Below are 24427 nucleotides of genomic sequence, written 5' to 3'. Positions count from 1 at the left end.
CTGGCATGCAGCCCCTAGTTTTCCGCTGCGAGGCGCCCAAAACACTCCACTCGTCCGATGAGACGAGTCGTTTCATCGACCACTTGATTACAAAGCGAAAAAGCGTGATTAATGCTTTCCCAAGCTTGTTCGGGGCATTTTAGACGCATGAAGATTGGCAGGTTAGGACGGGTTTTCACGGCGCTCGCACTGGGTGTGGCCGCTCTCGTGCCTGTCCAGGCCGGTGCCGAAAACTTCGAAGCTGCCTTCGACAAGACCTTCGGAACGGAAATCCGCGCCCCGCGCGTATTCCAGCGCGAAGCTGCTTCTCCGCTCGAACAATATGTCGCCAAGCTGGCCGACGGCACGAATGGCCGCATCGGCGTCGCCGCGGTGGATCTCACCACGGGTGAGCAGGTTTCAGTGCTGGGCAGCCAGCGCTTCCCCATGGCCAGCACCAGCAAGATCGCCATCGCCGCCGCCTTCCTGGAAGGCGTGGACAAGGGCCGCTGGAAGCTGGACGACAAATTCCCGTTGATGGTGCCGCTGCCTTCGCAGAAGCTCTCCACCAAGGTCGCGCCGGTGAAGGCAGGCCGGATGCTGCCCGCGCGCGAGCTGATCGACCTGATGCTGGTTCACAGCAACAATCAGGCGACGGACGGGCTGCTGGCCGTGATCGGTGGTCCGCGCGCGGTGAACGAATGGGTCAAGCGCGCCGGGATTGACGGTTTCAGCCTCGACCGCGACATCGCCACGCTGGTGCGCGATGAAATGGAATTCGATCCCTCGCTCTATATCGATCCGCGCGATTCAGCCACTCCGCTGGCCATGGTCCGGCTGTTGCAGGGGCTGCATGAAGGCCGCTGGCTGAGCAAGGAAAGCCGCGATCTGCTGATCACCACCATGCTGAATTGCAGGACCGGCCCCAATCGTATCAAGGGCCAGATGCCTTCCGATGTGCGGGTGGCCCACAAGACCGGATCGCTCTACAACACGTCCAGCGATGTCGGCATCATCACTGCACCCGACGGACATTCCATCGCCGTGGCGATCTATGTCACCGGCGGCGGGATGAACCGGGGTTACCGGATCGACCGGATCGCCACCATTGCCCGCGCCCTTTATGACGGCTTCTCCGAGCCGCGCCGCGTGCAGCTCAGCGCCCGGAGCTATGGCTCCGGCGGCGCGAACTGATACTTCCAATCTGAAGTAAAATCTTCCGACGCGAGCTGCCCAGAGGCGGCAATCGCGCTGGTCACGCGTGCGATCCCACCGGGAAGAGGTGCGCCTTTGCACGGCACGTAAGATTCTGAAATAACTGCCAGATTATCCCTGCACAGCAATTCAATCGGGATCGGCGATTGCATCGCTTGCAAAGACACGATGTGGCGAGCCCTTGGCCAGCACCTGTCGTCATGCTGAACCTGGTTCAGCATCCATCTCTCCCCACAAACAGCAGCTCGGTCAGGAGAAATGGGCGCTGAACCAAGTTCAGGGTGACGATTGTGGAAGCCTTATCGACCACCTCTCGCATCGCGTTCGCAAGCGACACAATCGCCAAACAAAAAGGGCGCGGCCTTGCGGCCACGCCCCTCTTGTTCGGTATGTGCCCGAAATTACTCGGTAGCAGCAGCCGACGAAGCGTCGGTGGCAGCAGCCGAAGCATCGGTAGCAGCAGCCGAAGCGTCGGTAGCAGCAGCCGAAGCGTCGGTAGCAGCGGCCGAAGCGTCGGTGGCTTCTTCCATTGCCGGTTCTTCGGTGGCTTCTTCGGTGGCTTCCGACTTGCAAGCGGCGAGGGTCAGAGCAGCGCCGGCAGCGGCAGCGGCGAGAATGATCTTGCGCATGAATAGTAATCCTTGAACAGCGAGTAGACTACGCACGGCAAGCTGCCGCACGCAAAGCCTGCCGTCTCAAGCAGACTTCGGGGGGGACAAATAATGTCCAAATCAGGGGGATGCAAGCATGTTAGCTGCAAGCGCGAAGTGTCGGGGGGTTCCCGAACGCTTTCAGCACCCCTTCTGCCGCCGGAATACGTCCAATTCATGACAGATTTTTCCCGCCGCACAATGGCCAACGAATCAGGCTGACCAAGCTCCGGCACGCTGCTACCACCGGGCCATGTCAGCCCAAACGCCAGCCCAAACCGAGCCAAAGCGGCATCTCTACCTCGTAGACGGTTCGTCTTACATCTTCCGCGCCTATCACCGCCTGCCTCCGCTGACGGACCCGCAAGGGACACCGGTCGGCGCGGTTTACGGCTACACCACGATGCTGTGGAAACTTGCCGACGATCTGCACAAAGCGGACGGTCCGACGCATCTTGCTGTGATTCTCGACAAGTCGGGCACATCGTTTCGCAACGATCTCTATGAACATTACAAGGCGAATCGTCCGCCGGCACCGGAAGACCTGGTCCCCCAGTTCCCCTTGATTCGCGACGCGACGCGCGCCTTCAGCCTGCCCTGCATCGAGGAGGAAGGATTCGAGGCGGACGATCTGATCGCATCCTATGCACGGGAGGCCACCCGGCAGGGATGGGACGTCACTATCGTATCCTCCGACAAGGATCTGATGCAGCTGGTCGGCCCCGACCCGGTGACGGGTGCGGAAATCGACATGCTGGATACGATGAAGAACCAGCGCATCCATATTCCCGAAGTAGAGGAAAAATTCGGCGTGCCGCCCGAGAAGGTAGGCGACGTGCTGGCCCTGATGGGCGATTCGGTGGACAATGTTCCCGGCATTTTCGGCATCGGGCCCAAAACCGCCACCAAGCTGATCCAGGAACATGGCGATCTGGAAGGGGCGCTGGCTGCGGCGGAGGGGATGAAGCCTTCCAAGCTGCGTGAGCGCCTGCTGGAAGGCGTGGCCATGGCCCGTCTCAGCCGCGAACTGGTGGAACTGAAGCAGGATTGCCCCCTGCCCCTGCCGCTGGACGCTTTCGAGCTGGGCGAGATTCCGAAAGAGCCGCTGGCCACCTTCCTTGAGAAGCACGGCTTCATCAGCCTGCTCAAGCGGCTGGGCGACGGGCGCGGCAGCCCGGAACGCAAGACCCAGCTGAACCCCGCCAAGGCCGAGCGCAAGGGCGAGGCCGCCTCTGCCGGGGGCAATCACCAGCCGCCGCCGGAAATGCCCCCGGTGGACCGTTCCGCCTATGTCACCGTGCAGACGCTGGAGGCGCTGGAGGGCTGGATCGCCCGCGCCCGCGATGCCCGCGTGGTCGCCATCGATACGGAAACCAGCGCGCTGGACGCGATGCGCGCCGATCTGGTGGGCGTCAGCATGGCGCTGGGGCCGAACGATGCGTGCTATATCCCGCTGGGCCATGGCGGGACGGACATGTTTGCCGAACGCGCCGATCAGGTCGATCTGAAGCCTGCCCTCGCCCTGCTCAAACCGCTGCTGGAAAGCGATGCGGTGCTGAAGGTCGGCCAGAACATCAAATATGACCTCAACATCCTCGCGCGGTACGGTATCGCCGTGGCGCCGATCGACGATACGATGATCATCAGCTTCGCCCTGGATGCGGGCCGCGCGCTGGACGGTATTGGCGGCGGGCACGGGATGGACGAACTTTCCCAGCGCCATTTCAGCCATACGACACTGGCCTTCAAGGATGTCTGCGGCACCGGCAAGAAGGCGATCTCCTTTGCCGAAGTGCCGCTGGACCGCGCCACCGAATATGCGGCCGAGGATGCCGATTGCACCTGGCGCCTGTGGAAGCTGCTGAAGCCCCGCCTGGCGCAGGAAAGCGGCACGCGCATCTATGAGCGGGTGGACCGCCCGCTGATCCCCGTGGTGGCCGAGATGGAGCGGAATGGCATCCGAGTGGACCGCGAGCAGCTCGCCCGCCTTTCCGGCGAGTTCGCCGAGCAGCTGGGCGCGCTGGAAAAGGAGATCCACGAGCTGGCGGGCGAGGCCTTCACTATCGGCAGCCCGCAGCAGCTGGGCCGCATCCTGTTCGACAAGATGGGCCACAAGGGCGGCAAGAAGGGCAAGAGCGGGCAATATTCCACCGACCAGTCCGTGCTGGAAGGGCTGGCAGGTTCTGGAGTGCCGATCGCCGGCAAGGTGCTGGACTGGCGCCAGCTGGCCAAGCTGAAAAGCACCTATACCGATGCACTACAGGCCGCGATCAATCCCGATACGGGCCGCGTCCACACCAGCTACAGCCTGGTAGGCGCGCAGACCGGGCGGCTTTCCTCCACCGATCCCAATCTGCAGAACATCCCGATCCGCACCGAAATCGGGCGCGAGATCCGCAAGGCCTTCGTGGCGGAGCCGGGCAATGTCCTGCTGGCCGCCGACTATAGCCAGATCGAGCTGCGGCTGGCCGCCCATATGGCGGATGTCCCTGCGCTGAAGGAGGCCTTCGCAAGGGGCGAGGATATTCACGCGCGCACCGCGAATGAAATGTTCGGCCATGTGGACCGGGATACGCGCGCCCGCGCCAAGACGATCAACTTCGCCATCCTCTACGGCATTTCGCGCTGGGGCCTGGGCACGAGGCTGGGCGTTCCTGCCGATGAGGCGCAGGCGATGATCGACCGCTATTTCGAGCGGTTCCCCGGCATCCAGCGCTATATCCACGAAACGCTGGAGAGCGTGCGGGAGCGTGGCTATTCCGAAACCCTGTTCGGCCGCAAGACGTGGTTCCCGCGCATCCGTTCCGCCAATCAGGCCGAACGCGCAGGCAGCGAGCGCGCCGCGATCAACGCACCCATTCAGGGCACCAGCGCCGACATCATCAAGCGCGCCATGGCCCGCATGATGCCCACCCTGCGCGAAGCCGGGCTGGGCCATGTGCGGATGCTGCTGCAAGTGCATGACGAACTGGTGTTCGAACTGCCCGAAGGGGATGCCGCCGCCGCCGCTCCGATCATCGAAAGGGTGATGGCCGAAGCCGCCGGGCCTTGCGTCAAGCTGGACGTGCCGCTGGGCATAGAGATCGGCACCGGCGCCAATTGGGGAGAGGCGCATTGAGCCCGATCTTCGGCGGCGATCTGCATCTGCTGGCTCAGGAAGCCACGGGCGCGGCCATCGTCGCCGGAATTGCGGTGGCCATTGCGCTGGCGCTCCATTTCCTCATCTTCGCCATCGCCGGACGAATCACGCGCCTGTCGCAGATGAAGTCCGACGAGCTGGTGCTGGAGCGGCTGCGCCAGCCGCTGCGCTGGTCGTTGATGGCGGTCGGCCTGTCCATCGCGGCGGAGGCCCAACCCACCCTGGCCCATCTCTGGGACAGCGTAGCCCGCTTCGTGGTGCCTGCCTTGCTCGGCTGGGTGGCCTTTTCGCTGATCAAGGCCTTCGCTCTGGCGATGGACAGCCGGGCAGAGCTTTCCGCCGACGACCAGACCGCGCGCAGCCGCCGCACGCGCATCGCGATCTTCTCCCGCACGGCGGGCTTCGTGATCGTCTTCGTCACCGTGGCACTGATGCTGCTGGGCATCCCCGGCGTGCGCAATGTGGGCGTCACCTTGATGGCGTCGGCGGGCCTTGCCGGCCTTACCGTGGGCGCCGCGGCCCAGCCCGCGCTCAAATCGCTGATCGCAGGAATGCAGATGGCCCTGACCGAGCCAATCCGCATCGGCGATCTGGTGGTGGTGGAGCATGAGACCGGCCGGGTGGAGGATATCCGCCTGACCTATGTCGTGATCCGCACGGCGGACGAGCGCCGCCTGATCGTGCCGACTTCCAAATTCCTCGACACCAGCTTCCAGAACTGGACCCGCGTTTCAGGCGGGCTGACCGGATCGGTGGTGCTGCCCATTGCCTCGGGCCATGCCATCGCCCCGATGCGCGAAGCCTTCCTCGCCGCCCTCGCCCAGCGCCCGCAATGGGACAGGCGCACCGGCGAATTGCAAGTGGCGGACGTGACCATCGATGGCGTGCAACTGAAACTGGTGGTCAGCGCGAAGAATGCCGGTGACCTCGCCCGCCTGCGCCTCGACATGCGCGAGGCCATGATCGAATGGCTGCGGGAGAATATGCCCGAGGCGTTGAAGGGGTAGCTAGTCCCGTTCCCCCTTCCAACACCGCTCATCCTGAGCCTGTCGAAGGACACGCGAAACGGAAGGTCTTGGAGCAATCCAGCGCTACCAATCCGCATGAGGTCAGAACCTAGACGCTTCGGGCTGGTGGCAGCGCGCGTCCTTCGACAGGCTCAGGACGAACGGGTTTAGTTTTGCGATGATGGATAAGGCACCCCGCCCCTCCCCCTGAGAGGAGAGGCGGGAGCCCTTGATCAATCGTGTTTCCGGCTGCGGGTGGATTCCACCATGCCTTCATGGATGAAGCCGATCGGCTGGATTTCAGCGGCGCGCTTTTTCAACTCGCCCTTCATCTTCTGATATTCGGCTTCCATTTCCGGCGTCACCGTGGCGCGCGAATCCTTCAGGGCTTCGTCGAAATCGGCAGCGCTGACGGTCTGCACCTCCACCCCGGCGCGGCGGATGGCGACGAGGCCCGCGCGGCGGACGACATCTTCCAGATCCGCGCCGGTGAAGCGGTCGGTCTTTTTGGCAATCGCCGTCAGATCGACATCCTGTGCCAGCGGCATGTCGCGCGTATGGATCTTGAGGATATGCGCGCGGCCAGCCTCGTCCGGCGTGCCGACATAGACCAGCTCGTCAAACCGGCCGGGCCGCAGCAGCGCCGGATCGACCAGCCCCGGGCGGTTGGTCGCGCCGATCACCACGATGGACTGCAATTCCTCCATCCCGTCCATTTCGGCGAGGATCGTGTTCACCACCCGCGCCGTCACCTGCGGTTCGTTCCCGCTGGTGCCGCGTGCGGGCACGAGGCTGTCGATCTCGTCAATGAACAGCACGCAGGGCGCGACCTGGCGGGCACGGGCGAACAACCGGCTGATCTGCTGCTCGCTTTCGCCATACCATTTGGACAGGAGGTCGCTCGACTTGATCGAGATGAAATTCGCCTCCGCTTCCTTGGCAACGGCCTTGGCCAGCAGCGTCTTGCCGGTTCCCGGCGGGCCGTAGAGCAGGAAGCCCTTGGCCGCGCGGATGCCCAGCCGGTGGAAGGCCTGCGGATTGCGCAGGGGCAGTTCCACGCCTTCCTTCAGCTTCTCCTGAGCCTCGCCCAGCCCGCCGACATCGCTCCAGCCGACATCGGGGGCCTGCACCATGACTTCGCGCATGGCGCTGGGTTGCACCCGCTTGAGCGCCTCGACGAAGTCGGAGCGTTCGACGCAGAGTTCCTCCAGCACTTCGTTGGGGATGGTCTGCGCTTCCAGATCGAGCTTGGGCATGATCCGGCGCACGGCTTCGATCGCTGCTTCCCGTGCCAGAGCGGCAAGGTCCGCGCCGACGAAACCATGGGTGATGCGGGCCAGTTCCGCCAGATCGACCCCCTCACCCAGCGGCATGCCGCGGGTGTGGATGGAGATGATCTCGCGCCGGCCCTTCTCGTCAGGCACGCCGATCACGATCTCGCGGTCGAAACGGCCGGGGCGGCGCAGGGCCTCGTCAATCGCATCGGGCCGGTTGGTGGCGCCGATGACGACGAGGTTGGCGCGCTTGTCCAGCCCGTCCATCAGGGTCAGCAACTGGGCGACCAGCCGCTTTTCCGCTTCGCCATGGACCTCGCTGCGCTTCGGCGCGATCGAATCGATCTCGTCGATGAAGACGATGGAAGGCGCCATGCGGGTCGCCTCCTCAAATACTTCGCGCAGGCGCTTTTCGGATTCGCCATAGGCCGAACCCATGATCTCGGGCCCGTTGATGATGAAGAATTCCGCCTCGCTTTCATTGGCGACGGCCTGGGCCAGCCGCGTCTTGCCGGTTCCCGGCGGGCCGTGCAGCAGCACGCCCTTGGGCGGATCGACACCCAGGCGGCGGAACAGTTCAGGATAGCGCAGCGGCAGCTCCACCATTTCCTGCAACTGGCGGATCGTATCGCCCATGCCGCCGACATCGTCGTAATTGACCGAACCGCGCCCGTCGCGCGGTTCCTCGAATTCGGGGCGCAGCTCCACCTCCGTATTCTCGTCAATATGGACGATGCCCTTGGGCGCGGTGGACACTACGGTGAGGCGGATCTGCGTGAGCGCATAGGCGGGCGCATTGAACATGCGCATCACTTCGGGCGGCACGTCGCGCACCGGCTGTTGCCCGGCCGTGGCGACCAGATCGCCCGCGACCAGCGGCTTGCGGAAGAAATTGCGCTTCAGTGCCTGGCTGGGGCCCTGCAGGCGGATTTCGCGCTGGGCAGGGGCAAAGACCACGCGCGTGGCGGGGCGCGATTCGGCCTTGCGAATGGAAACATGCTCGCCCGATCCCGTTTCGGCATTGCCGCGCTGGAGGCCGTCGAGGCGAATCATGTCGATTCCCTGATCTTCCTCATAAGCGGGCACAGCGATGGCGGCGGTGGATCGCTTGCCGGTGATTTCCACCACATCGCCTTCGGTAATGCCGAGGCGGGAGAAAGCCGATCGGGGAATGCGGGCAATGCCGTGGCCGGATTCTTCCTGCCGCGCATTGGCCACCTGCAGCCGGACCGTGCCCTGGTCCAAAGTCGCGGCGTCCGCTTCTGCCATGAGTTTCCTGTCCTTTCGGGCCCGGGACCGGGCCGCAGTGAGTGTCAGGAAGAAGCTAGGAATGGAGTGCGCCGATTGCAAACGCTGATGGGCGCGCTGGCAGTCCGGACAGAGGCCGTGGCGAGCGGGAAGCCACGCGCGCAGGCCGCGAATGCGCGGCTTATCTGCCCGGTGAAAGCAGGTAAGAAAAAAGGCCCGACCGTTGCCGGCCGGGCCATGGAAGTTTTGGGAGAGGATGCCTGAAAGGCCATTTTGATATGCTCCGGGGGGGTGTTTTGTGCAAGTGCGAAAAGGTCAAGGGTTGTTGCATGAAACGCAACATAGATTGACACGCACGCAAAACCGCCAGTTTTAATCTCCCGTTCAGGCTCGGGCCGCCGGTTCGGCTCACCTGATGTTGAATATCGCAAATAGCTATGCTGCATTGCAGCATAAGAGGTTTCCGTTACGGAAAGCAGGTCTTTGTTTCCGGCAAGGAAAGCAGAGACCTGCGAATCAGCTCCGAATCACCCGGCAATCGCCCATCCGGCACGCCGGCATCGCTGCGCTGCACCCTAGGATTCGAAAACCTGCACTTCACTCTCCAAATGGGGCGCGGGATGGGGCGGGGCGGGATGATTTGCACAAAACGGCACCTAGTGTTCAACCGCCGGCGCCCGCCTCCGCCTTGCGTCACATGCACCATTGCAAAGTATATTGCATCGCAGCAGGATCGCCCCCGGGCAGCGCCACGCGCGCTTCTGGTCAGGAGATTCGATTGAACAAGCTTTATCCCGATGCGGCCACGGCGCTGGACGGGCTGCTCAAGGACGGCATGCTGATTGCCGCGGGCGGCTTCGGCCTGTGCGGCATTCCCGAGCGGCTGCTGGATGCAATTCAGGCAAGCGGAGTGAAGAACCTCACTTTCGCCAGCAACAATGCCGGGATCGATAATGAGGGCATCGGCAAGCTGCTGCGCACGAAGCAGGTCGCCAGGATGATCAGTTCCTATGTCGGGGAGAACAAGGAGTTCGAGCGGCAATATCTGGCGGGCGAACTGGAAGTGGAATTCTGCCCGCAAGGCACCCTGGCGGAGCGTATGCGCGCAGGCGGCGCGGGCATTCCCGGCTTCTATACCAAGACCGGCGTCGGCACTGCCGTGGCGGAGGGCAAGGAGAGCAAGATCTTCGACGGGGAGGAATATATCCTCGAGCGCGGGATCTTTGCCGATCTTGCCATCGTCAAGGCATGGCGGGCGGACGAGACGGGCAACCTCCAGTTCCGCAAGACGGCGCGCAATTTCAACCTGCCCGCCGCCACCTGCGGCAAGGTCTGCGTGGTGGAAGTGGAAGAAGTGGTGCCCGCCGGATCGCTCGATCCCGACGCGATCCACTTGCCCGGCGTCTATGTGCAGCGCATGATCGTGGGCGCGCCCTACGACAAGAAGATCGAGTTCCGCACTGTCCGCGAAAGGGAAGCGGCCTGATGCGCGGTGCAATTGCGCGGGGTCTGCTCTCCGCTTCGCTGGCCGCCATCGCCCTTGCCGCGCCCGCATCGGCGCAGGATGCGTCCAAGGGCTTCCAGTTCCTCTATGGCTCTGCCGAAGGCGCGGCGATCAGCCGTCAGGCCTTCAATGGCGTGGTGAGCCTTGCCATGGCCCGCAAGGCCCAGCGCGAGGCGGGCCTGCCGCTGGTCCAGACCGTGCTCGCCCCCGGCTCCACGCTGGAGAACCCGGCCTTTGAAGCTTGCGGAGACAAGCCGCTGGCCGCCGTATTCGACGTCGACGAGACGATGCTGCTCAATATCGGCTTCGAATATTGGGACGCGGGCCGCCCCGCCGGCTCCACCTTCTCCTTCAAGGCGTGGGAGAATTGGGAAAAGACCGGGTTCGACAAGGTGGCCGCCGTGCCCGGCGCGCTGGAAGCGGCCGCGAAGCTGAGCGCGGCGGGCATTACGGTGATCTACAACACCAACCGCACTTCCGCCCATGCGGAAGAAACCGCGCGGGCCATCGAATTCGCGGGCTTCCCCAGGCCGGTTCCGGGCCGCGATCTGTTCACCGATGCCGATGGCAGCGGCCATAAGGACCCTCGCCGTGCCGCCATCGCGCAAACCTGGTGCGTCGTGGCCATGGGCGGGGACCAGCTGGGCGATTTCTCCGACCTGTTCAGCCCCAAGCCGATGGACATCCACGCGCGCCGCGCAACCACTGCCGCGCCCGCAATTGCCAATCTGTGGGGCCAGGGCTGGTTCGTGCTGCCCAACCCGGTTTACGGCAAGGGCGTGGTGGGCGATCTCGATACCGTATTCCCGGACGCTTCCCTGCGCTGGACCTTTTCCGAAGGAAAGCAACCATGACCATTCATGACGGCCTGACCCCCAAGAACGCTACCGGGGGCTGGAACCGCGACCAGATGGCGATGCGCGCCGCGCAGGAATTGCAGGACGGATTCTATGTGAATCTCGGCATCGGCATTCCCACCCTTGTGGCCAACCACATACCCGACGGGGTGGAAGTAACCCTGCAATCGGAAAACGGCATGCTGGGCATCGGCCCCTTCCCCTATGAGGACGAGGTCGATCCCGATCTGATCAATGCCGGCAAGCAGACCATCAGCGAATTGCCCCAATCGGCCTATTTCGATTCGGCCCAGAGCTTCGCCATGATCCGCGGCGGCCATATCGACCTGACCGTACTGGGCGCGATGGAAGTTTCCGAAGGGGGCGACATCGCCAACTGGATGATCCCGGGCAAGCTGGTGAAGGGCATGGGCGGGGCGATGGATCTCGTTGCGGGCGTGAAGAAGATCATCGTGGTGATGGAGCATGTCTCCAAGAGCGGCGATCCCAAATTCATCCCCCAATGCACTCTGCCGCTGACCGGCAGGAACGTGGTGGACATGGTGATTACCGATCTGGCCGTGTTCCAGCGGCCCGACCATGCCAGCCCCTTCCGCCTGATGGAGCTGGCCCCCGGCGTTACGGCGGAAGAAGTCGCGGCGAAAACCACGGCGCATTACGTGACCTGAACCACGGATTCGCGCTGGCACGCCCGGCGCGAATAGTGTCTATCCTCTTCCCCGATAAATCTCGGGGAAGAGGGAAATTTCCGACATGCAATTGGCAACACGCCGCGATTCTCCGTGGCTCGCGCTGATCCTGCTGACCGGTGTGGCCACGGTAGGCTTCATCGATCGCATCGTGCTGAACGTGCTGGTGGAGCCGATCAAGACCGAATTCGGCCTGTCCGACACGCAGATGGGCCTGCTGACCGGCCTTGCCTTCGCGGTGCTGAACGTCACGCTGGGCATCTTCGTGGCCCGCATGGCCGAACGGCGCAACCGGATCACGCTGATCGCCTTCGGCACCTTTGCCTGGTCGATCGCCACTGCCCTGTGCGGTATGGTGTCGAGCTGGATTCATCTGGTGCTGGCCCGCGTGGGCGTGGGCGTGGGCGAAGCGGTGGGCCTGCCCGCCAACCAGTCGGTCGTGGCCGATTACTTTCCGCCCAACAAGCGCGCCACGGCCATGTCCGTGCTGCTGCTGTCCCCGCCCATCGGCGCCTTTATCGGATCGGCGGGCGGATCGTGGATCGCGCAGGACCATGGCTGGCGCATGGCCTTCCTCGCCGCCGCCGTGCCCGGCATCATCCTGTCCATCCTCGTCTTCCTGTTCATCGCGGAACCGCCGCGCGGCAGGCACGATACGGGGGACACGGAAACCGTGCCTTCCACCATGGATGTTGTGCGCCGCCTGTGGAAGCTGAAGGCCGCGCGCCATCTGGTGTTCGGCTCCACTCTGGCCTCTCTGGTCGGATACGGCCTCAACGCCTTCTTCGCCGCGCTGATGATGCGCCGCTTCAATCTCTCGCTGGTGGAAGCCGGGCTCTATGCGGGCCTGCTGGCCAGCGCCCCGGCGACGATCTCCGTACTGGCGGGCGGCTGGCTGGCCGACCGTTTCGGCGCGGCCCGGCCCGCCGCCTATGGCCTGATCCCCGGCATCTGCCTGCTGATCGCCTTCCCGCTCTATGCCTTTGCCATCACGCTGACCGATCTGGTGCCGCTGCTGGTGCTGGTGACCATCGCGGCCCTGTTCCAATATACTTATCTGGGCAGCACTTACGGCACCTTGCAGAACATGATGCACACCCGCATGCGCGCCACGGCATCCGCCCTGCTCAATGCGCTCTACAGCCTCGTCGGCGCGGGGCTCGGCCCGCTGGTGGTGGGCGGATTGAGCGACAATTTTGCCGGGAACGGCGTGGAACCGGGCAAGGCACTGGCCTGGGCCATGGCAGGGGGCACCCTGTTCTACCTCTGGGCCGCAGCCCACTATCTGCTGGCTGCCCGCCATTTGCGCGGCGATCTGGAAGCGGTGCGCGAGGGGCGGGTTTAGGGAGATCGAGCTGGAGCTGCTTTAGCGCGGCCTATGCGCGATCCCCGGCGCAAGCCGGGGTCCAGAACGCGACGCCGAGTGCTGGCCGAGTGCTGGATGCTGGGCCCCTGCCTGCGCAGGGGCTCACCGGATTACCGGATGATATCTTCCTTGACATTTGTAACCCATTTGGTTATATGCGCGCCCATCCTGCATCTCAAAACAGGATCTGGAACCGGGAGGCGGCTCGGCCGGCTTGCCCTCCCCTCCTTCGCGGGTGTCCCTGCTTTCCGGCAGGGAAATGTCACTCCCGCATCGCGGCCGGCGCTCTTGCGTCAGGGACAGGCCCCGCAAGGCCGGTCCAGCCGCCGGATCGGATATGGCGCGGCACCAGCCGCGATGGAAGTGCGCCCCGTGCGAGCCCGCCCGCGCTTCCCAGCCGCTCCGGACAGGGTCGAGCCTTGGCGCGCAGCGGAACAGGCGCCAAAGCCATTCGCAAGATAAACCTTCCGTACTGCCCCCGGCGCATTGCCGGCCGCGCGGTTCCTCTGCTTTTCCCACGGCGTTACGTCCGGGCTCGCCGCCGGATGATGGGGTGTGTTTTCCTCCTTCGTCATTCCCGCGCAGGCGGGAACCCAGCAGCAACCGTCGAACTGGGTTCCCACTTTCGTGGGAATGACGAGGAGGGGGATAATCGCAAACCCCGTAATGAACGGGATTTGGGAACATTCGTGGGAATGACGAAAGGGGAGGGGCGAAAACAAAAAAGGCGGAGCCTTGCGGCCCCGCCCTCTTTCATTCCGATGAGGCGTAACCTCAGGCCAGAGCGGCCTTGAGATCGTCCACCAGATCGGTCTTTTCCCAGGGGAAGAAGTCGCCTTCCGCCTTGCGGCCGAAATGGCCATAGGCAGCGGTGCGGCGATAGATCGGCTTGTTGAGGCCCAGATGGGTGCGGATGCCGCGCGGGGTGAGGCCGCCCAGCTTCTCGATACCCTTGATCGCTTCCTCGATCTTGTCGTCGCCCACGCTGCCCGTGCCATGCGTATCGACATAGAGCGACAGCGGCTTGGACACGCCGATGGCATAGGCCAGCTGGATGGTGCAGCGCGTGGCGAGCCCGGCGGCAACGATGTTCTTGGCCAGATAGCGGGTGATATAGGCCGCCGAACGGTCCACCTTGGTGGGGTCCTTGCCGCTGAAGGCGCCGCCGCCATGGGGGGCCGCGCCGCCATAAGTATCCACGATGATCTTGCGGCCGGTCAGCCCCGCATCGCCATCCGGCCCGCCGATCTCAAAGCTGCCGGTGGGGTTGATGTGATATTCGGTCGCGTCCGAAAGCAGCGCGGCAGGCAGGATATCGGCCACCACGCCCTTCACATAGGACTTCAGTTCGGCTTCCTTCTCGCCCTTGTCGTAGCCCGGCGCATGCTGGGTGGAAACGACGATGGCAGTGCAGGCCGCCGGCTTGCCATTCTCGAAACGCAGGGTCACCTGGCTCTTGGCATCGGGCTCCAGGAAGGGGGCCGCGCCGGAATGGCGGTCGGCCGCCATGCGTTCCAGGATCTTGTGGCTGTAATAAAGGGTTGCGGGCATGAGGTCGGGCGTTTCATCGCAGGCGAAGCCGAACATGATGCCCTGATCGCCCGCGCCCTCATCCTTGTTGCCCGAAGCATCGACGCCCTGCGCGATATGGGCGGACTGGCCATGCAGATTGTTTTCAAAGCGCAGGGTCTTCCAGTGGAACCCTTCCTGCTCGTAGCCGATCTCGCGCACGGTGTTGCGAACCGTGCTTTCGATCTCCTCCAGAGCACCGGGCGCCCACTCGCCATTCTCATAGATGCCCTTGCAGCGAATCTCCCCCGCCAGCACCACGAGCTGGGTCGTGGTCAGCGTTTCGCAGGCGATGCGGGCTTCGGGATCCTTGGACAGGAACAGATCGACGATCGCGTCCGAAATCTGGTCGGACACCTTGTCAGGATGACCTTCGGAGACACTTTCGGAAGTGAACAGATAATTGGCGCGCATTGAGGCAGATGCCCTCCGTTGCCCACAGGGGATGATAGCGTTTGGCGATGGTCCTAACGGCGACGCAGCCGCAAGGCAATCGCCGCGATAGCCAGAACCATCGCCCATGCCAGAGGCAGGCGATTTCCTGTTTGAGAGAACAAGGTAGGCGGCAGCGCAGGCGGCACGAGGCCGTCAAGCCGGCCAGCAACCCGCAGCGGCACATATTCGCGCACCACGCCATGCGCATCGATCACGCCGCTGATCCCGGTGGTGGTGGCGCGCAGCACCGGCAGCCCTTCCTCGATCGCCCGCAGGCGAGCCTGGGCGAAGTGCTGCGGCGGGCCGAAGGTGCCGAACCAGCCATCGTTGGAGGGATTGTAGATGTAATCGGGCCGGCGCGCCGGATCGACCACTTCGCCCGAAAAGATGATCTCGTAGCAGATCTGGATCCCGGCCTGCCCCCATCGCCCCAGATCGAGCGTGCGCGGTCCCGGCCCCGGCCAGAAATCGATCGCGCCGGGCACCAGCCGGTTCACGCCCAGCGGCTCCAGCAGCCAGCGCATCGGCAGATATTCGCCATAGGGCACCAGATGGGCCTTGTCATAGCCGGCGACCACTTCGCCCTTGTCGCCCAGCGCGGTAACGGCATTGCGCGCGGCAGCGGCGCGGCCGTTGCGAATCTCCAGATCGACCGTGCCGGTCAGCAGCAGGCTGTCCGCCCCGATCACTCGCGCCAGCCGCATCCGGGCGAGGCGCGGATCGCCGAAAGCGGTCATGCTGTCATAATAACGCTGCGGATAGCCATCGATCAGATAATCCGGCACACCGGATTCGGGCCAGAGGACCAGCCGGTGTTCGCCCGGTTTGCGCGGCAGCGAGAGATTGGCCAGCTTGCGGAAGTTCTCTTCATAGAACATCCCGTCATTCAGCTGTTCCTGCCGGATATCCGGCTGGACCAGAGTATAGCGCAAGGTGCCATCCGCATCGGGCGCGGCAGGCCACAGCATCCCGGCTATCACCCCCGCCGCCAGCACGCCCAGCGGCACGTACCATTTGCGCAGCGCCAGCCACGCCGCCAGCCCGCCCAGCAGCACGGCCAGGCCCGACAGCGCATAAGTGCCCAGCCAGGGCGCCAGCGCGGCTATGCCGGGGCGGGAAAAGCTGCCCAGCAGGACCACGCCGAAGGGGTTCCAAGCATAGCCCGTGAACACCCAGGCGCGCATCCATTCAGTAACGATCCAGCAGGCCGCGAATGCCAGCAGCAGCGCGATGCCGCCGTGCTTGGGCGCCAGCAGCCGGGCCCCCAGCGCGGCAAGGCCGGGATAGATCGCGAGATAGAGGGAGAGCAGCGGCACGGCCGCCCAGCCGAGAATGGCGGGCATTTCGGCCTGATAGGTGAAGGCCGTGGCAATCCAGCTGTTGCCGAGCGTGAAATGGGCGAAGCCGAACAGCCAGCCTAGCAGGAAAGCCTCCCGCCGGCCCTCGACCTGCGCCAGCAGCAGGATGAAACCGCCCATGGCCAGCAGCGCCAGCGGCCACAGGCCCAGCGGCTGGAAACCCAGCGCCGAGGCGAAGCCAAGGCCGAAAACCGCCATACGCCGCGCCATGGGCGGGCGTTTGATCTCACGGACCAGAATCAAGCGCTCTGATTTCATCGCCGAGGCATGTGGCCTGCCCCGGCACAGCGCGCAAGCACCATCGCCGGGCAGTCACAAGCCGCGCGGATATGGCCCCCGGCTGGCCGGGGGCCGATAATCAGCTGACCGTTTCGAGTTCCTGATCGCCACCGCTGCTGCGGGCGCGAGTGGTACGGCGGCGGCGCGGGGCGGGAGCCGCGGGGGCTTCCTCCGCATCGTCAGCCGAGGAATCTTCGGAAGAATCGTGGCCGATTGCCGGCGGCAGGGCCGAAGGATCGAGACCGCCCGAAGGCTGGTCATCGCCATCGGCTGCCTTGGGCGCGCGCTCCTTGCGGGGGCGGCGCGGCTTGGCGGCGCGAGCCGGGCGCGTGAAGGGGTTTTCGGTGGGCTCGTATTCCTCGCCCTCCATCCCTTCGGCGCGGACGTCCTCGGTGGGGCGTTCGCCCTCATCCCCGGCATCGTCCTGTGCCTGCTCCTCGCGGCGGCCCCGTGGTTCGGCCCGAGAATCGTTCCGCGATTCGTGGCGCTGTTCGTGGCGCGGGGCGCGATCGAATTCGTCCTCGAAGTAATCCTCGTCATCGCCGCGTTCGCGGTCCTGATGGCGCGGGCGCTGTTGCTGCTCGTCCTTCAGGGCCCGGCTGTCGGCAATCACGCGGAAATAGTGATCGGCGAATTGCAGGTAATATTCGGCCTGCACCCGGTCACCGTTCATCGCGGCATCGTGAGCAAGCTTCTTGTATTTCTCGAGCAGCTGCGGAGCGTTGCCGCGAGCGCGGCTATCGATCCGGTTAAGCTGACCTCCGCCTTGCGAGCGGTTATTCCCGCGGCCACGGCGACGGTTATTATTGCGATTGTTACTCAAGGGAATTCACTTCCTCAGCTTGACCGCCCATGCACGGGAATGCGCAGCAGTCGCATGACCCCTCGCCACGCCACGTCTTGCACGCGCTCGTGGTCCCTTCATCTGCATGTAGACCCGGGACAACCCGCAACGCCTGACGCAAATGTTGGAGTAGGGCAGGCAGTTGGGAATCTCCATCCAACTGCTGACCTTGGCCCGTGCCTAGCTTCTAAGCGAGACATTGCCAAGCGCAAAAACGCAACAGCAATGCACGCGCCCTTCCGGCGAGGTCTTCATGCAGAATGGCCGAAAAACCGGCCTGTTCAGCCATTTGCCGTACATTTTCTGCCTGGGTCCAGCCTATTTCAAGAACGGCTATCCCATCCCGAGACAAAAGTTTCGGCAATTGGGGCACAAGAACGCGATAATCATCCAGCCCATCCGGCCCGGCGAACAACGCGCCCGAAGGCTCGAACTCCCGTACCGACGGGGCAAGTTCAGCCTCGCTTTCAACATAGGGAGGATTGGCCAGAATACAATCGAACCGCCCCAACGCTTCGGCCCATCCGGGCTGCGTCCAGTCGCGTTGTTCCATCCGCACGCGGCCTGAAAGGCCCAGCCGCGCCGCATTGGCGGTGGCCACCGCCAGGGCGCCTGCGGACCGGTCTATCCCCACGCCCTCGGCACCGGGCCGCTCGGCCAGCACCGAAAGCAGCAGCGCGCCCGATCCCACTCCGCAATCGAGCACGCGCGCAGGGGCCGGACAGGCGGAAAGCGCGGCCTCCACGATCGTCTCGCTATCCCCGCGCGGGATCAGGACATCGGGCGTGACGAGGAAATCGCGGCCGTAAAATTCCTGATGGCCGGTGATATAGGCCACCGGCTCATGCAGGGCCCGCCGCTCGACCAGCGCGGCAAAGCCCGCAGGCACCTCGTCGCGCATATGGCGCAGCAGCAGGTCCGAGCGGGTGACGCCCAGCGCATGGGCCATCAGCACTTCGGCATCCAGCCTTGCGGTATCGCTGGTGGCTTCGAGGCGCTGTGCGGCATCGCGGATGGCCTGGGCGATGGAGATGGTCATCGGGGCAAGGTCCCCGCGCATCCTTCGACAGGCACGGGACGCCTGACCAACATGCTCACTCCCCCAGGGCCGCCAGCCGCTTCGCCTCATCCTCGGCGATCAGCGCGTCGATCAACTCGCCCAGCCCCGGCCCTTCGAGCACTTCGTTGAGCTTGTGCAGGGTCAGGCCGATGCGGTGATCGGTCACGCGCCCTTGCGGGAAATTGTAGGTGCGGATGCGTTCGGAACGGTCGCCCGAACCGACCATGGCCTTGCGCGCTTCCGCCTCCGCCCCCTGCGCCTCGTCGCGCATCTTCTCATAGAGGCGTGCGCGCAGCACCTGCATCGCCTTGGCGCGGTTCTTGTGCTGGCTGCGCTCGTCCTGGCAGATCACCACCAGTCCGCTGGGCAAGTGCGTGATGCGCACCGCCGAATCGGTAGTGTTCACATGCTGCCCGCCCGCGCCGGAGGCGCGATAGATGTCGATCTTGAGGTCCTTGTCCTCGATCTGCACATCCACTTCGCTCGGCTCGGGCAGCACGGCCACGGTCGCGGCGGAAGTGTGGATGCGCCCGCCGCTTTCGGTAACCGGCACGCGCTGCACGCGGTGGACGCCGCTTTCGAACTTCAGCTTGGCGAACACGCCCTGCCCGGCGACATTGGCCACCACTTCCTTGAAGCCGCCAATGTCGGAGGCATTGGCGCTGATCATCTCGACCCGCCAGCCCTGCTCCGCCGCATAGCGTTCATACATGCGATAGAGATCGGCGGCGAACAGCGCAGCCTCATCCCCGCCGGTGCCTGCGCGAATTTCCAGCATGGCCGGGCGCGTATCAGCCGAATCGCGCGGCAACATGGCAATGGCTAGGCGATGCTCGGCCTCGGGCAGCTCCGCCTTCAGCCGGGCGACTTCTTCCTCGGCCAGGGCGCGCATTTCCGGATCGGGATCGTCCAGCTTCTCCAGCTCGGCCAGTTCGCCGCGCATGGTGCGCACTTCCTCGGCCACACGAGCCACCGGCTCCAGCTCCGCATAATCGCGGCTGGCGGAGACGAAAGCATCGCCTTCAAGCTGACCCGACGCAAGGCGCGCCTCCAGTTCGGCGAAACGATTGGCGATCTGGGCGAGGCGGTCATTGGGGATGGTCATGCCGCTGCCCCACTCAATTCGTCACGCCGGACCTGCCCAGGCATCCGGCTTTCCGCCCTCCGCGATGGTGCAGAAAGGTAGCGGGACCCCGGAACAAGTCCGGGGTGACGAGATTTGTGGACGTCTGAGACCATCATTCTGGGAAGCGACCACCAACACGGCCACCAAGAATATCCATTACCCTTCTAATGAGTTTGGATTCAGCGTCTGTTCCCGAAACGCTTGATACACTGAATTCCCGTCCCTGCGCATCGGGTGCCTTGACGTATAGGGCCGCCAACGCACCATCTGCCCTCGCTTTCGCATTCCTCTTCTTGGGGTTCTGCCGAAATGCCGTCCAACAAGGAATGCCCGCATGTCGCAGTTCTGCGGCAACTGCCAAAGCTCGCTCTTCAAGAGTTTCCGACTCAGGCAAGATAGCCAGTGCGGCCTCAATCGGCCACTCCCCCACCAGCATCGCCAGCCGCTCGATCCCCGCGGCCCAGCCCACGGCAGGCGTTGCCGCGCCGCCGAGCGATTCCATCAGGCCATCGTAACGCCCGCCGCCCAGCACGGTGCCCTGCGCGCCCAGCCGGTCGGTGATGAATTCGAAGGCGGTGTGGCGGTAATAATCGAGCCCGCGCACCAGTGCCGGGTTGCGGCTCCACGCCACGCCCGCCGCGTCCAGCCCGGAAGTGACCGCGCCGAAGAAGTCCTGCGCCTCGCCTGAAAGGAACTGGTCGATCTGCGGGGCATCGGCCACGAAGACCTTGTCCCGCTCATCCTTGGAATCAAGGATGCGCAGGGGGTTCTTTTCCAGCCGTTCCTGGCTGTCTTCCGAAAGGCTGGCTTTCACATCGCGGAAATAGGCCACCAGCGCGCTGCGCCATGCCTCGCGGCTGTCGGAATCGCCCAGCGTATTGAGGTTGAGCGTAACAGCCCCAGGGTCATTGGCGCCGATGCCCAGTTCCTTCAGCAGCTGATCGGCCATCACCAGCAATTCCACATCCGCCTGCGGTTCGGCCGCGCCGATGATTTCCGCGTCGATCTGGTGGAACTGGCGATAGCGGCCCTTCTGCGGGCGCTCGTACCGGAACAGCGGGCCGTGGGTGGCCACTTTCAGCGGCGCATATTGCTGCCAGCCATCGGTGAGATAGGCCCGCGCGATGCCGGCAGTGAATTCCGGCCGCAGGGTCAGCGATTCCCCGCCGCGATCCTCGAAGGAATACATTTCCTTGGAAACCACGTCGGTCGTCTCACCGATGGAGCGGCTGAACACCTCCGTCTTCTCGAACACGGGCATTTCCACCCGGCGGAAGCGGTAGAGCTTGCGCACGCGCTCGAAGGTTTCGACCACATGGGCGAAAGCCTCGGCCTCTGCGCCGAAAATGTCTTGGGTGCCCCTGATCGGGCGGGGGGTTTCGATCTTTGCCATTGCGGGCGGCGTTTAGGACGGGCCGCCCGTTTCCGCAATTCCCGCCTTCCGATCCCGGAACCTACTCCGCCGCCTGCAGGAAGCGATCGTCAATATCGACCTCGCTCTGCCAGCTCTTGATCTCGGGCAGCACCTTTTCCGCGAACAGATGCATGTTCTTGCGCGCCTCTTCCTGCGGCATCCCGCCATAATAGACATGCGGGAAGAAGCCCTGCGGCTGGTAGATTTCCTTCAGTTCCCACATCCGGTCGAGGATCATCTGCGGCGTGCCGGTGACGGCGCCCCTGGAGAAGTCCTCCACATAGGGTTCGATCTGATCGGGGCTGAGCACCATCTTCTCGTAATGCTCATAGCCCTTGATGTGCGGGAACTTGCCCGGCGTATCGAGGCCGTAATTCCTGATCGCGGCGCGCATCGTGTTGGCGAGATATTTCCGGCCCTGTTCCTCCGCGAACTCCGCGCTCTCGTCGATATAGTAATTGCCGCCGAGCATGGGGGGCGGGGGCGAGCTGTCCGGCCCGTTCACTTCCTTCCACACCTCGGTGTACTTGTCGGGCGGCACATCCTTGCCGCGCTGGGGCAGCATCAGGATCATATTGCCGCAGCCCAGCTTCGCCGCCGTGTACATCGAATTGCCCGAGAGCGATCCGCAGAACTTGCGCCCTTCGAAGCTCTTGATCGGGCCGGGATGCAGCTCGCGCCGGGGAATGGTGCCGTAGGCGCCCTCCCCTTCAATCACGCCACTTTCCAGCGCCGGGATCACGGCTTCCAGAATGTCGGTATAAAGCTCGCGGCTCTTGTTCTGGTCGATGCCCAGCCCGCTGAATTCATGCTGGGCCAGCCCGCCGCCGAAGCCCAGAATGGCGCGCCCGCCGGAAAGGATATCCAGATTGATGATCTTTTCCGCCAGCCGCACAGGATTGTGCCAGGGCACGATGATGCACTGGGTGCCCAGCTTCACATGCCTGGTCTTCGCCGCGATCCAGGTGAGCAGTTGCAGCGGATCGTTCGACATCGAATAGTCGGAGAAATGGTGTTCGGTGATCCACACCGAATCGAACCCCAATTCTTCCGCCAGGACGAGGTTCTCGACCTCCTCCCGAACGAAACGGGCATCGTCATATCCCTTGCCGCGCTGATGAGCGAAGCCGCTGGCCAAGCCTACATGCATCCTGTGTCTCCTGTTATGTGCCTTCGCCCTCTTGCGGGACTTTGAGCACGGACTCGGCTTTGTACCGGTCGTTATTATCGGGGCAGACTGCCAATTTACCGGGTAGGCCGCAATTGCTTATCTTCGGGCGGGATTTGCCCCTCGCCTTTCCCTCCATGCTACGCTAACGGCGCGGCTAGGTAGAAGGGCTTAAGCCCTCGAAAACAGGACAGGATGCCGCTTCGTGGCCCGAGGCAGGGCTGGCAGCAGAACCGCAGAATAAAGAGCACATCATGAGAATCGATCTGATCCCAACCGGCGACAATCCGCCCGAGAGCCTCAACGTCATCATCGAAGTGCCGACCGGCGGCGAACCCGTGAAATACGAGTTCGACAAGGAATCGGGCGCGCTGTTCGTCGACCGTATCCTGCACACGCCGATGCGCTATCCCGCCAATTACGGCTTCGTCCCGCATACGCTTTCGCCTGATGGCGATCCGCTGGACGCGCTGGTCATCTCGCGCAGCCCCTTCATCCCCGGTTGCGTGGTGCGCGCGCGCCCCATCGGCGTGCTGAAGCTGGAAGACGAAGCCGGCGGCGACGAGAAGCTGGTCTGCGTGCCGGTGGACACCACCTTCCCCTATTATTCGGACGTGGGCGAGCGGCAGGATCTGCCTTCCATCGTACTCCAGCAGATCGAGCACTTCTTCAAGCACTACAAGGATCTGGAATCCGAAAAGTGGGTGCGCATCGGCGCATGGGGTGATGCCGCCGAAGCCCGCGAGATCGTGCTGGAAGCCATCGAACGCGCCAAGGAAGCCAAGAAGGACTGATCCTTCGGCAATCTGTCCGGTGACCGGGCGCAGGCCAGACAGCCTGCGCCCCGCACCTTGTCCCCGTTACTACCCGGCCCCAATTCCCCGGCCCCTATTCCCCGGCGACCGTCATCCCTTCGATGCGGATGGTGGGCACGTCCATCGAACGGTGGATGTCCAGATCGTCAGCCACGCTCATGCGGGCAAACATGTCGATCAGATTGCCCGCAACGGTGAATTCGGCCACCGGCCCGGCGATTTCGCCATTCACGATGCGGAAGCCGGAAGCGCCGCGGCTGTAATCGCCCGTCACCCCGTTCACGCCCATGCCGATCAGCTCGGTCACCAGCACGCCATCTTCGATATCAGCGATCAGTTCGGCCCGGCTGACCTTGCCCGGCGCGAGATGGACATTCGCGGGTTGCACGCCCGGGGCGCCGCTGGCCCCGCGCGCGGCATGGCCGGTCAGCCCGATGCCGAGCTGGCGGGCCGAGGCCGCATTGGTGAGCCATCCGGTGACCCGGCCCTTTTCCACCAGCGCGCGCGGCAGGCAGGGCAGCCCCTCCCCGTCGAACGGGCGCGAACGCAGGCCGCGCAGGCGATGCGGGTCTTCAAGGATCAGGATGTCGGCGGGGAACAGCTCGTCCTCCAGCCGGTCGAGCAGGAAGCTGGAGCGCCGCGCGATGGAGGGGCCGGACATGGCGCCCAGCAAATGCCCCAGCAGCGAATTGCCCACGCGCGGATCGAACACCACGCTCATGCCCTTGCTGGGCATCTTGCCCGGGTTGAGCCGGGCCACGGCGCGTTCACCCGCCACGCGGCCGATCTCGGCCGGGGAAAGCAGGTCCGCCGCATGGCGCACGGTGCGATATTCGTAATCGCGCTGCATCGCGCCGCCTTCGCCCGCCAGCACGCTGGCCGAAAGGCTGATGCCGGTGGCCTCATAGGCGCCCGCGAAACCATGGCTGGTAGCCAGCGCCACCGCACTGCGGCCGAAGCTGGCCCCGCCGCCTTCGCTGTTGGTCACGCCCTTCACCGCACGCGCGGCGTCTTCCGCTTCTTCCGCCAGGCGGCGCAAATGCTGCGGGCTGGGCTCCGAAGCGTCGACGAGGTCCAGTTCCGGCATCGGGCCGCGCGCCAGCAATTCAGCCGGGGCAAGGCCGGCATATTCATCTTCCGGCGCAGCCTTGGCCATGGCCACCGCGCGGCTGGCGAGTTCCGCCAGCGCGGCATCGCTCATATCGGTGGCGTGGATCGAGGCGGAACGCTGGCCGACGAAAACCCGAAGGCCCAGTTCCTCGCTTTCGGAACGGCCCACATCCTCCAGCTTGCCGAGGCGGACCTGGACTTCTTCGGAAGAGGAACCGATCGCCACCGCATCCGCGGCATCGGCACCGGCTTTGAGGGCGAAGTGGATTGCTGCCGCGCAGCGTTCCTGGGCGGCCTTTGGTTCAAGCATGGGATAATCCG

19 protein-coding genes are annotated in these 24427 nt (G+C 64.3%); 9 read left to right on the top strand and 10 right to left on the bottom strand.

What is annotated here, in order from left to right; all coding sequences use genetic code 11:
- Nucleotides 1-147: 147 nt before the first annotated feature.
- Entirely contained in the window at nucleotides 148-1173 is a 1026-nt protein-coding gene (bla, locus tag H0274_RS10320) for a class A beta-lactamase (RefSeq protein ID WP_226795253.1), read from the top strand.
- Nucleotides 1174-1595: 422 nt separating this feature from the next.
- On the opposite strand, the gene H0274_RS10315 is transcribed toward bla, so the two are convergent.
- On the bottom strand, nucleotides 1596-1823 hold the full coding sequence (locus H0274_RS10315; protein ID WP_226795252.1) for a hypothetical protein: 228 nt from the start codon (nucleotides 1821-1823) through the stop codon (nucleotides 1596-1598).
- A 274-nt stretch (nucleotides 1824-2097) separates the two neighbouring features.
- Here H0274_RS10315 and polA point away from each other — a divergent pair, with 274 nt between their 5' ends.
- Together polA and H0274_RS10305 are read left to right on the top strand one after the other, a co-directional pair.
- Complete coding sequence (polA, locus tag H0274_RS10310; RefSeq protein WP_226795251.1) at nucleotides 2098-4962, top strand: DNA polymerase I; 2865 nt, start codon at nucleotides 2098-2100, stop codon at nucleotides 4960-4962.
- On the top strand, nucleotides 4959-5990 hold the full coding sequence (locus H0274_RS10305; RefSeq protein WP_226795250.1) for a mechanosensitive ion channel family protein: 1032 nt from the start codon (nucleotides 4959-4961) through the stop codon (nucleotides 5988-5990). Before polA ends, H0274_RS10305 begins: the two co-directional genes overlap by 4 nt.
- A gap of 233 nt (nucleotides 5991-6223) precedes the next feature.
- On the opposite strand, the gene H0274_RS10300 is transcribed toward H0274_RS10305, so the two are convergent.
- Entirely contained in the window at nucleotides 6224-8533 is a 2310-nt protein-coding gene (locus H0274_RS10300) for a CDC48 family AAA ATPase (protein WP_226795249.1), read from the bottom strand.
- Between the two features lie 75 nt (nucleotides 8534-8608).
- On the opposite strand from H0274_RS10300, the gene H0274_RS10295 reads away from it, so the two are divergent.
- The 5 genes from H0274_RS10295 (at nucleotide 8609) to H0274_RS10275 (ending at nucleotide 12907) form a co-directional block, all read left to right on the top strand.
- Entirely contained in the window at nucleotides 8609-8776 is a 168-nt protein-coding gene (locus H0274_RS10295) for a hypothetical protein (RefSeq protein ID WP_226795248.1), read from the top strand.
- A gap of 514 nt (nucleotides 8777-9290) precedes the next feature.
- Nucleotides 9291-9998 carry a CoA transferase subunit A gene (locus H0274_RS10290; protein ID WP_226795247.1) on the top strand — a complete coding sequence of 236 codons (708 nt, stop codon included), beginning with the start codon at nucleotides 9291-9293 and terminating at the stop codon, nucleotides 9996-9998.
- Nucleotides 9998-10870 (top strand): HAD family acid phosphatase, encoded by an 873-nt coding sequence (locus H0274_RS10285; protein WP_226795246.1) that lies wholly within the window; start codon nucleotides 9998-10000, stop codon nucleotides 10868-10870. Before H0274_RS10290 ends, H0274_RS10285 begins: the two co-directional genes overlap by 1 nt.
- On the top strand, nucleotides 10867-11541 hold the full coding sequence (locus tag H0274_RS10280; protein ID WP_226795245.1) for a CoA transferase subunit B: 675 nt from the start codon (nucleotides 10867-10869) through the stop codon (nucleotides 11539-11541). Before H0274_RS10285 ends, H0274_RS10280 begins: the two co-directional genes overlap by 4 nt.
- A gap of 85 nt (nucleotides 11542-11626) precedes the next feature.
- Complete coding sequence (locus H0274_RS10275; protein ID WP_226795244.1) at nucleotides 11627-12907, top strand: spinster family MFS transporter; 1281 nt, start codon at nucleotides 11627-11629, stop codon at nucleotides 12905-12907.
- Nucleotides 12908-13702: 795 nt separating this feature from the next.
- On the opposite strand, the gene metK is transcribed toward H0274_RS10275, so the two are convergent.
- From metK to H0274_RS10240, 7 genes are all read right to left on the bottom strand, one after another.
- Complete coding sequence (metK, locus tag H0274_RS10270) at nucleotides 13703-14911, bottom strand: methionine adenosyltransferase (RefSeq protein ID WP_226795243.1); 1209 nt, start codon at nucleotides 14909-14911, stop codon at nucleotides 13703-13705.
- 53 nt (nucleotides 14912-14964) lie between these two features.
- Entirely contained in the window at nucleotides 14965-16548 is a 1584-nt protein-coding gene (gene lnt / locus H0274_RS10265) for an apolipoprotein N-acyltransferase (RefSeq protein ID WP_413463475.1), read from the bottom strand.
- 100 nt (nucleotides 16549-16648) lie between these two features.
- Nucleotides 16649-17392 (bottom strand): DUF4167 domain-containing protein, encoded by a 744-nt coding sequence (locus H0274_RS10260; RefSeq protein ID WP_226795242.1) that lies wholly within the window; start codon nucleotides 17390-17392, stop codon nucleotides 16649-16651.
- A gap of 208 nt (nucleotides 17393-17600) precedes the next feature.
- Nucleotides 17601-18452 (bottom strand): peptide chain release factor N(5)-glutamine methyltransferase, encoded by an 852-nt coding sequence (gene prmC, locus H0274_RS10255; RefSeq protein ID WP_226795241.1) that lies wholly within the window; start codon nucleotides 18450-18452, stop codon nucleotides 17601-17603.
- 55 nt (nucleotides 18453-18507) lie between these two features.
- A complete protein-coding gene (gene prfA, locus H0274_RS10250) occupies nucleotides 18508-19578 on the bottom strand; it encodes a peptide chain release factor 1 (RefSeq protein WP_226795240.1) in 1071 nt (356 codons plus the stop codon).
- A 133-nt stretch (nucleotides 19579-19711) separates the two neighbouring features.
- Nucleotides 19712-20992, bottom strand: a complete 1281-nt coding sequence (gene hisS / locus H0274_RS10245; protein ID WP_226795239.1) for a histidine--tRNA ligase — start codon at nucleotides 20990-20992, stop codon at nucleotides 19712-19714.
- Nucleotides 20993-21053: 61 nt separating this feature from the next.
- Nucleotides 21054-22163, bottom strand: a complete 1110-nt coding sequence (locus H0274_RS10240; protein ID WP_226795238.1) for an LLM class flavin-dependent oxidoreductase — start codon at nucleotides 22161-22163, stop codon at nucleotides 21054-21056.
- A gap of 272 nt (nucleotides 22164-22435) precedes the next feature.
- On the opposite strand from H0274_RS10240, the gene ppa reads away from it, so the two are divergent.
- Nucleotides 22436-22975 carry an inorganic diphosphatase gene (gene ppa, locus H0274_RS10235; RefSeq protein WP_226795237.1) on the top strand — a complete coding sequence of 180 codons (540 nt, stop codon included), beginning with the start codon at nucleotides 22436-22438 and terminating at the stop codon, nucleotides 22973-22975.
- A 94-nt stretch (nucleotides 22976-23069) separates the two neighbouring features.
- Here ppa and H0274_RS10230 read toward each other — a convergent pair whose 3' ends face one another.
- Entirely contained in the window at nucleotides 23070-24416 is a 1347-nt protein-coding gene (locus H0274_RS10230) for a TldD/PmbA family protein (protein WP_226795236.1), read from the bottom strand.
- Nucleotides 24417-24427 lie beyond the last annotated feature (11 nt).

The sequence above is a fragment of the Fulverythrobacter ferritrahens genome (genome assembly GCF_020539485.1).
Lineage (GTDB): Bacteria > Pseudomonadota > Alphaproteobacteria > Sphingomonadales > Sphingomonadaceae > Andeanibacterium > Andeanibacterium ferritrahens.
Note: the sequence above shows the minus strand (reverse complement) of the source record. Positions and strands in the feature narration are given on the sequence as shown.

Excerpts from the sequence above, each read along its gene's own strand:
- bla (WP_226795253.1), top strand. The coding sequence starts at position 148 with ATGAAGATTGGCAGGTTAGGACGGGTTTTCACGGCGCTCGCACTGGGT.
- H0274_RS10315 (WP_226795252.1), bottom strand. The coding sequence starts at position 1,823 with ATGCGCAAGATCATTCTCGCCGCTGCCGCTGCCGGCGCTGCTCTGACC.
- polA (WP_226795251.1), top strand. The coding sequence starts at position 2,098 with ATGTCAGCCCAAACGCCAGCCCAAACCGAGCCAAAGCGGCATCTCTAC.
- H0274_RS10300 (WP_226795249.1), bottom strand. The coding sequence starts at position 8,533 with ATGGCAGAAGCGGACGCCGCGACTTTGGACCAGGGCACGGTCCGGCTG.
- H0274_RS10285 (WP_226795246.1), top strand. The coding sequence starts at position 9,998 with ATGCGCGGTGCAATTGCGCGGGGTCTGCTCTCCGCTTCGCTGGCCGCC.
- H0274_RS10280 (WP_226795245.1), top strand. The coding sequence starts at position 10,867 with ATGACCATTCATGACGGCCTGACCCCCAAGAACGCTACCGGGGGCTGG.
- H0274_RS10275 (WP_226795244.1), top strand. The coding sequence starts at position 11,627 with ATGCAATTGGCAACACGCCGCGATTCTCCGTGGCTCGCGCTGATCCTG.
- metK (WP_226795243.1), bottom strand. The coding sequence starts at position 14,911 with ATGCGCGCCAATTATCTGTTCACTTCCGAAAGTGTCTCCGAAGGTCAT.
- lnt (WP_413463475.1), bottom strand. The coding sequence starts at position 16,548 with ATGAAATCAGAGCGCTTGATTCTGGTCCGTGAGATCAAACGCCCGCCC.
- prmC (WP_226795241.1), bottom strand. The coding sequence starts at position 18,452 with ATGACCATCTCCATCGCCCAGGCCATCCGCGATGCCGCACAGCGCCTC.
- prfA (WP_226795240.1), bottom strand. The coding sequence starts at position 19,578 with ATGACCATCCCCAATGACCGCCTCGCCCAGATCGCCAATCGTTTCGCC.
- hisS (WP_226795239.1), bottom strand. The coding sequence starts at position 20,992 with ATGGCAAAGATCGAAACCCCCCGCCCGATCAGGGGCACCCAAGACATT.
- H0274_RS10240 (WP_226795238.1), bottom strand. The coding sequence starts at position 22,163 with ATGCATGTAGGCTTGGCCAGCGGCTTCGCTCATCAGCGCGGCAAGGGA.
- ppa (WP_226795237.1), top strand. The coding sequence starts at position 22,436 with ATGAGAATCGATCTGATCCCAACCGGCGACAATCCGCCCGAGAGCCTC.
- H0274_RS10230 (WP_226795236.1), bottom strand. The coding sequence starts at position 24,416 with ATGCTTGAACCAAAGGCCGCCCAGGAACGCTGCGCGGCAGCAATCCAC.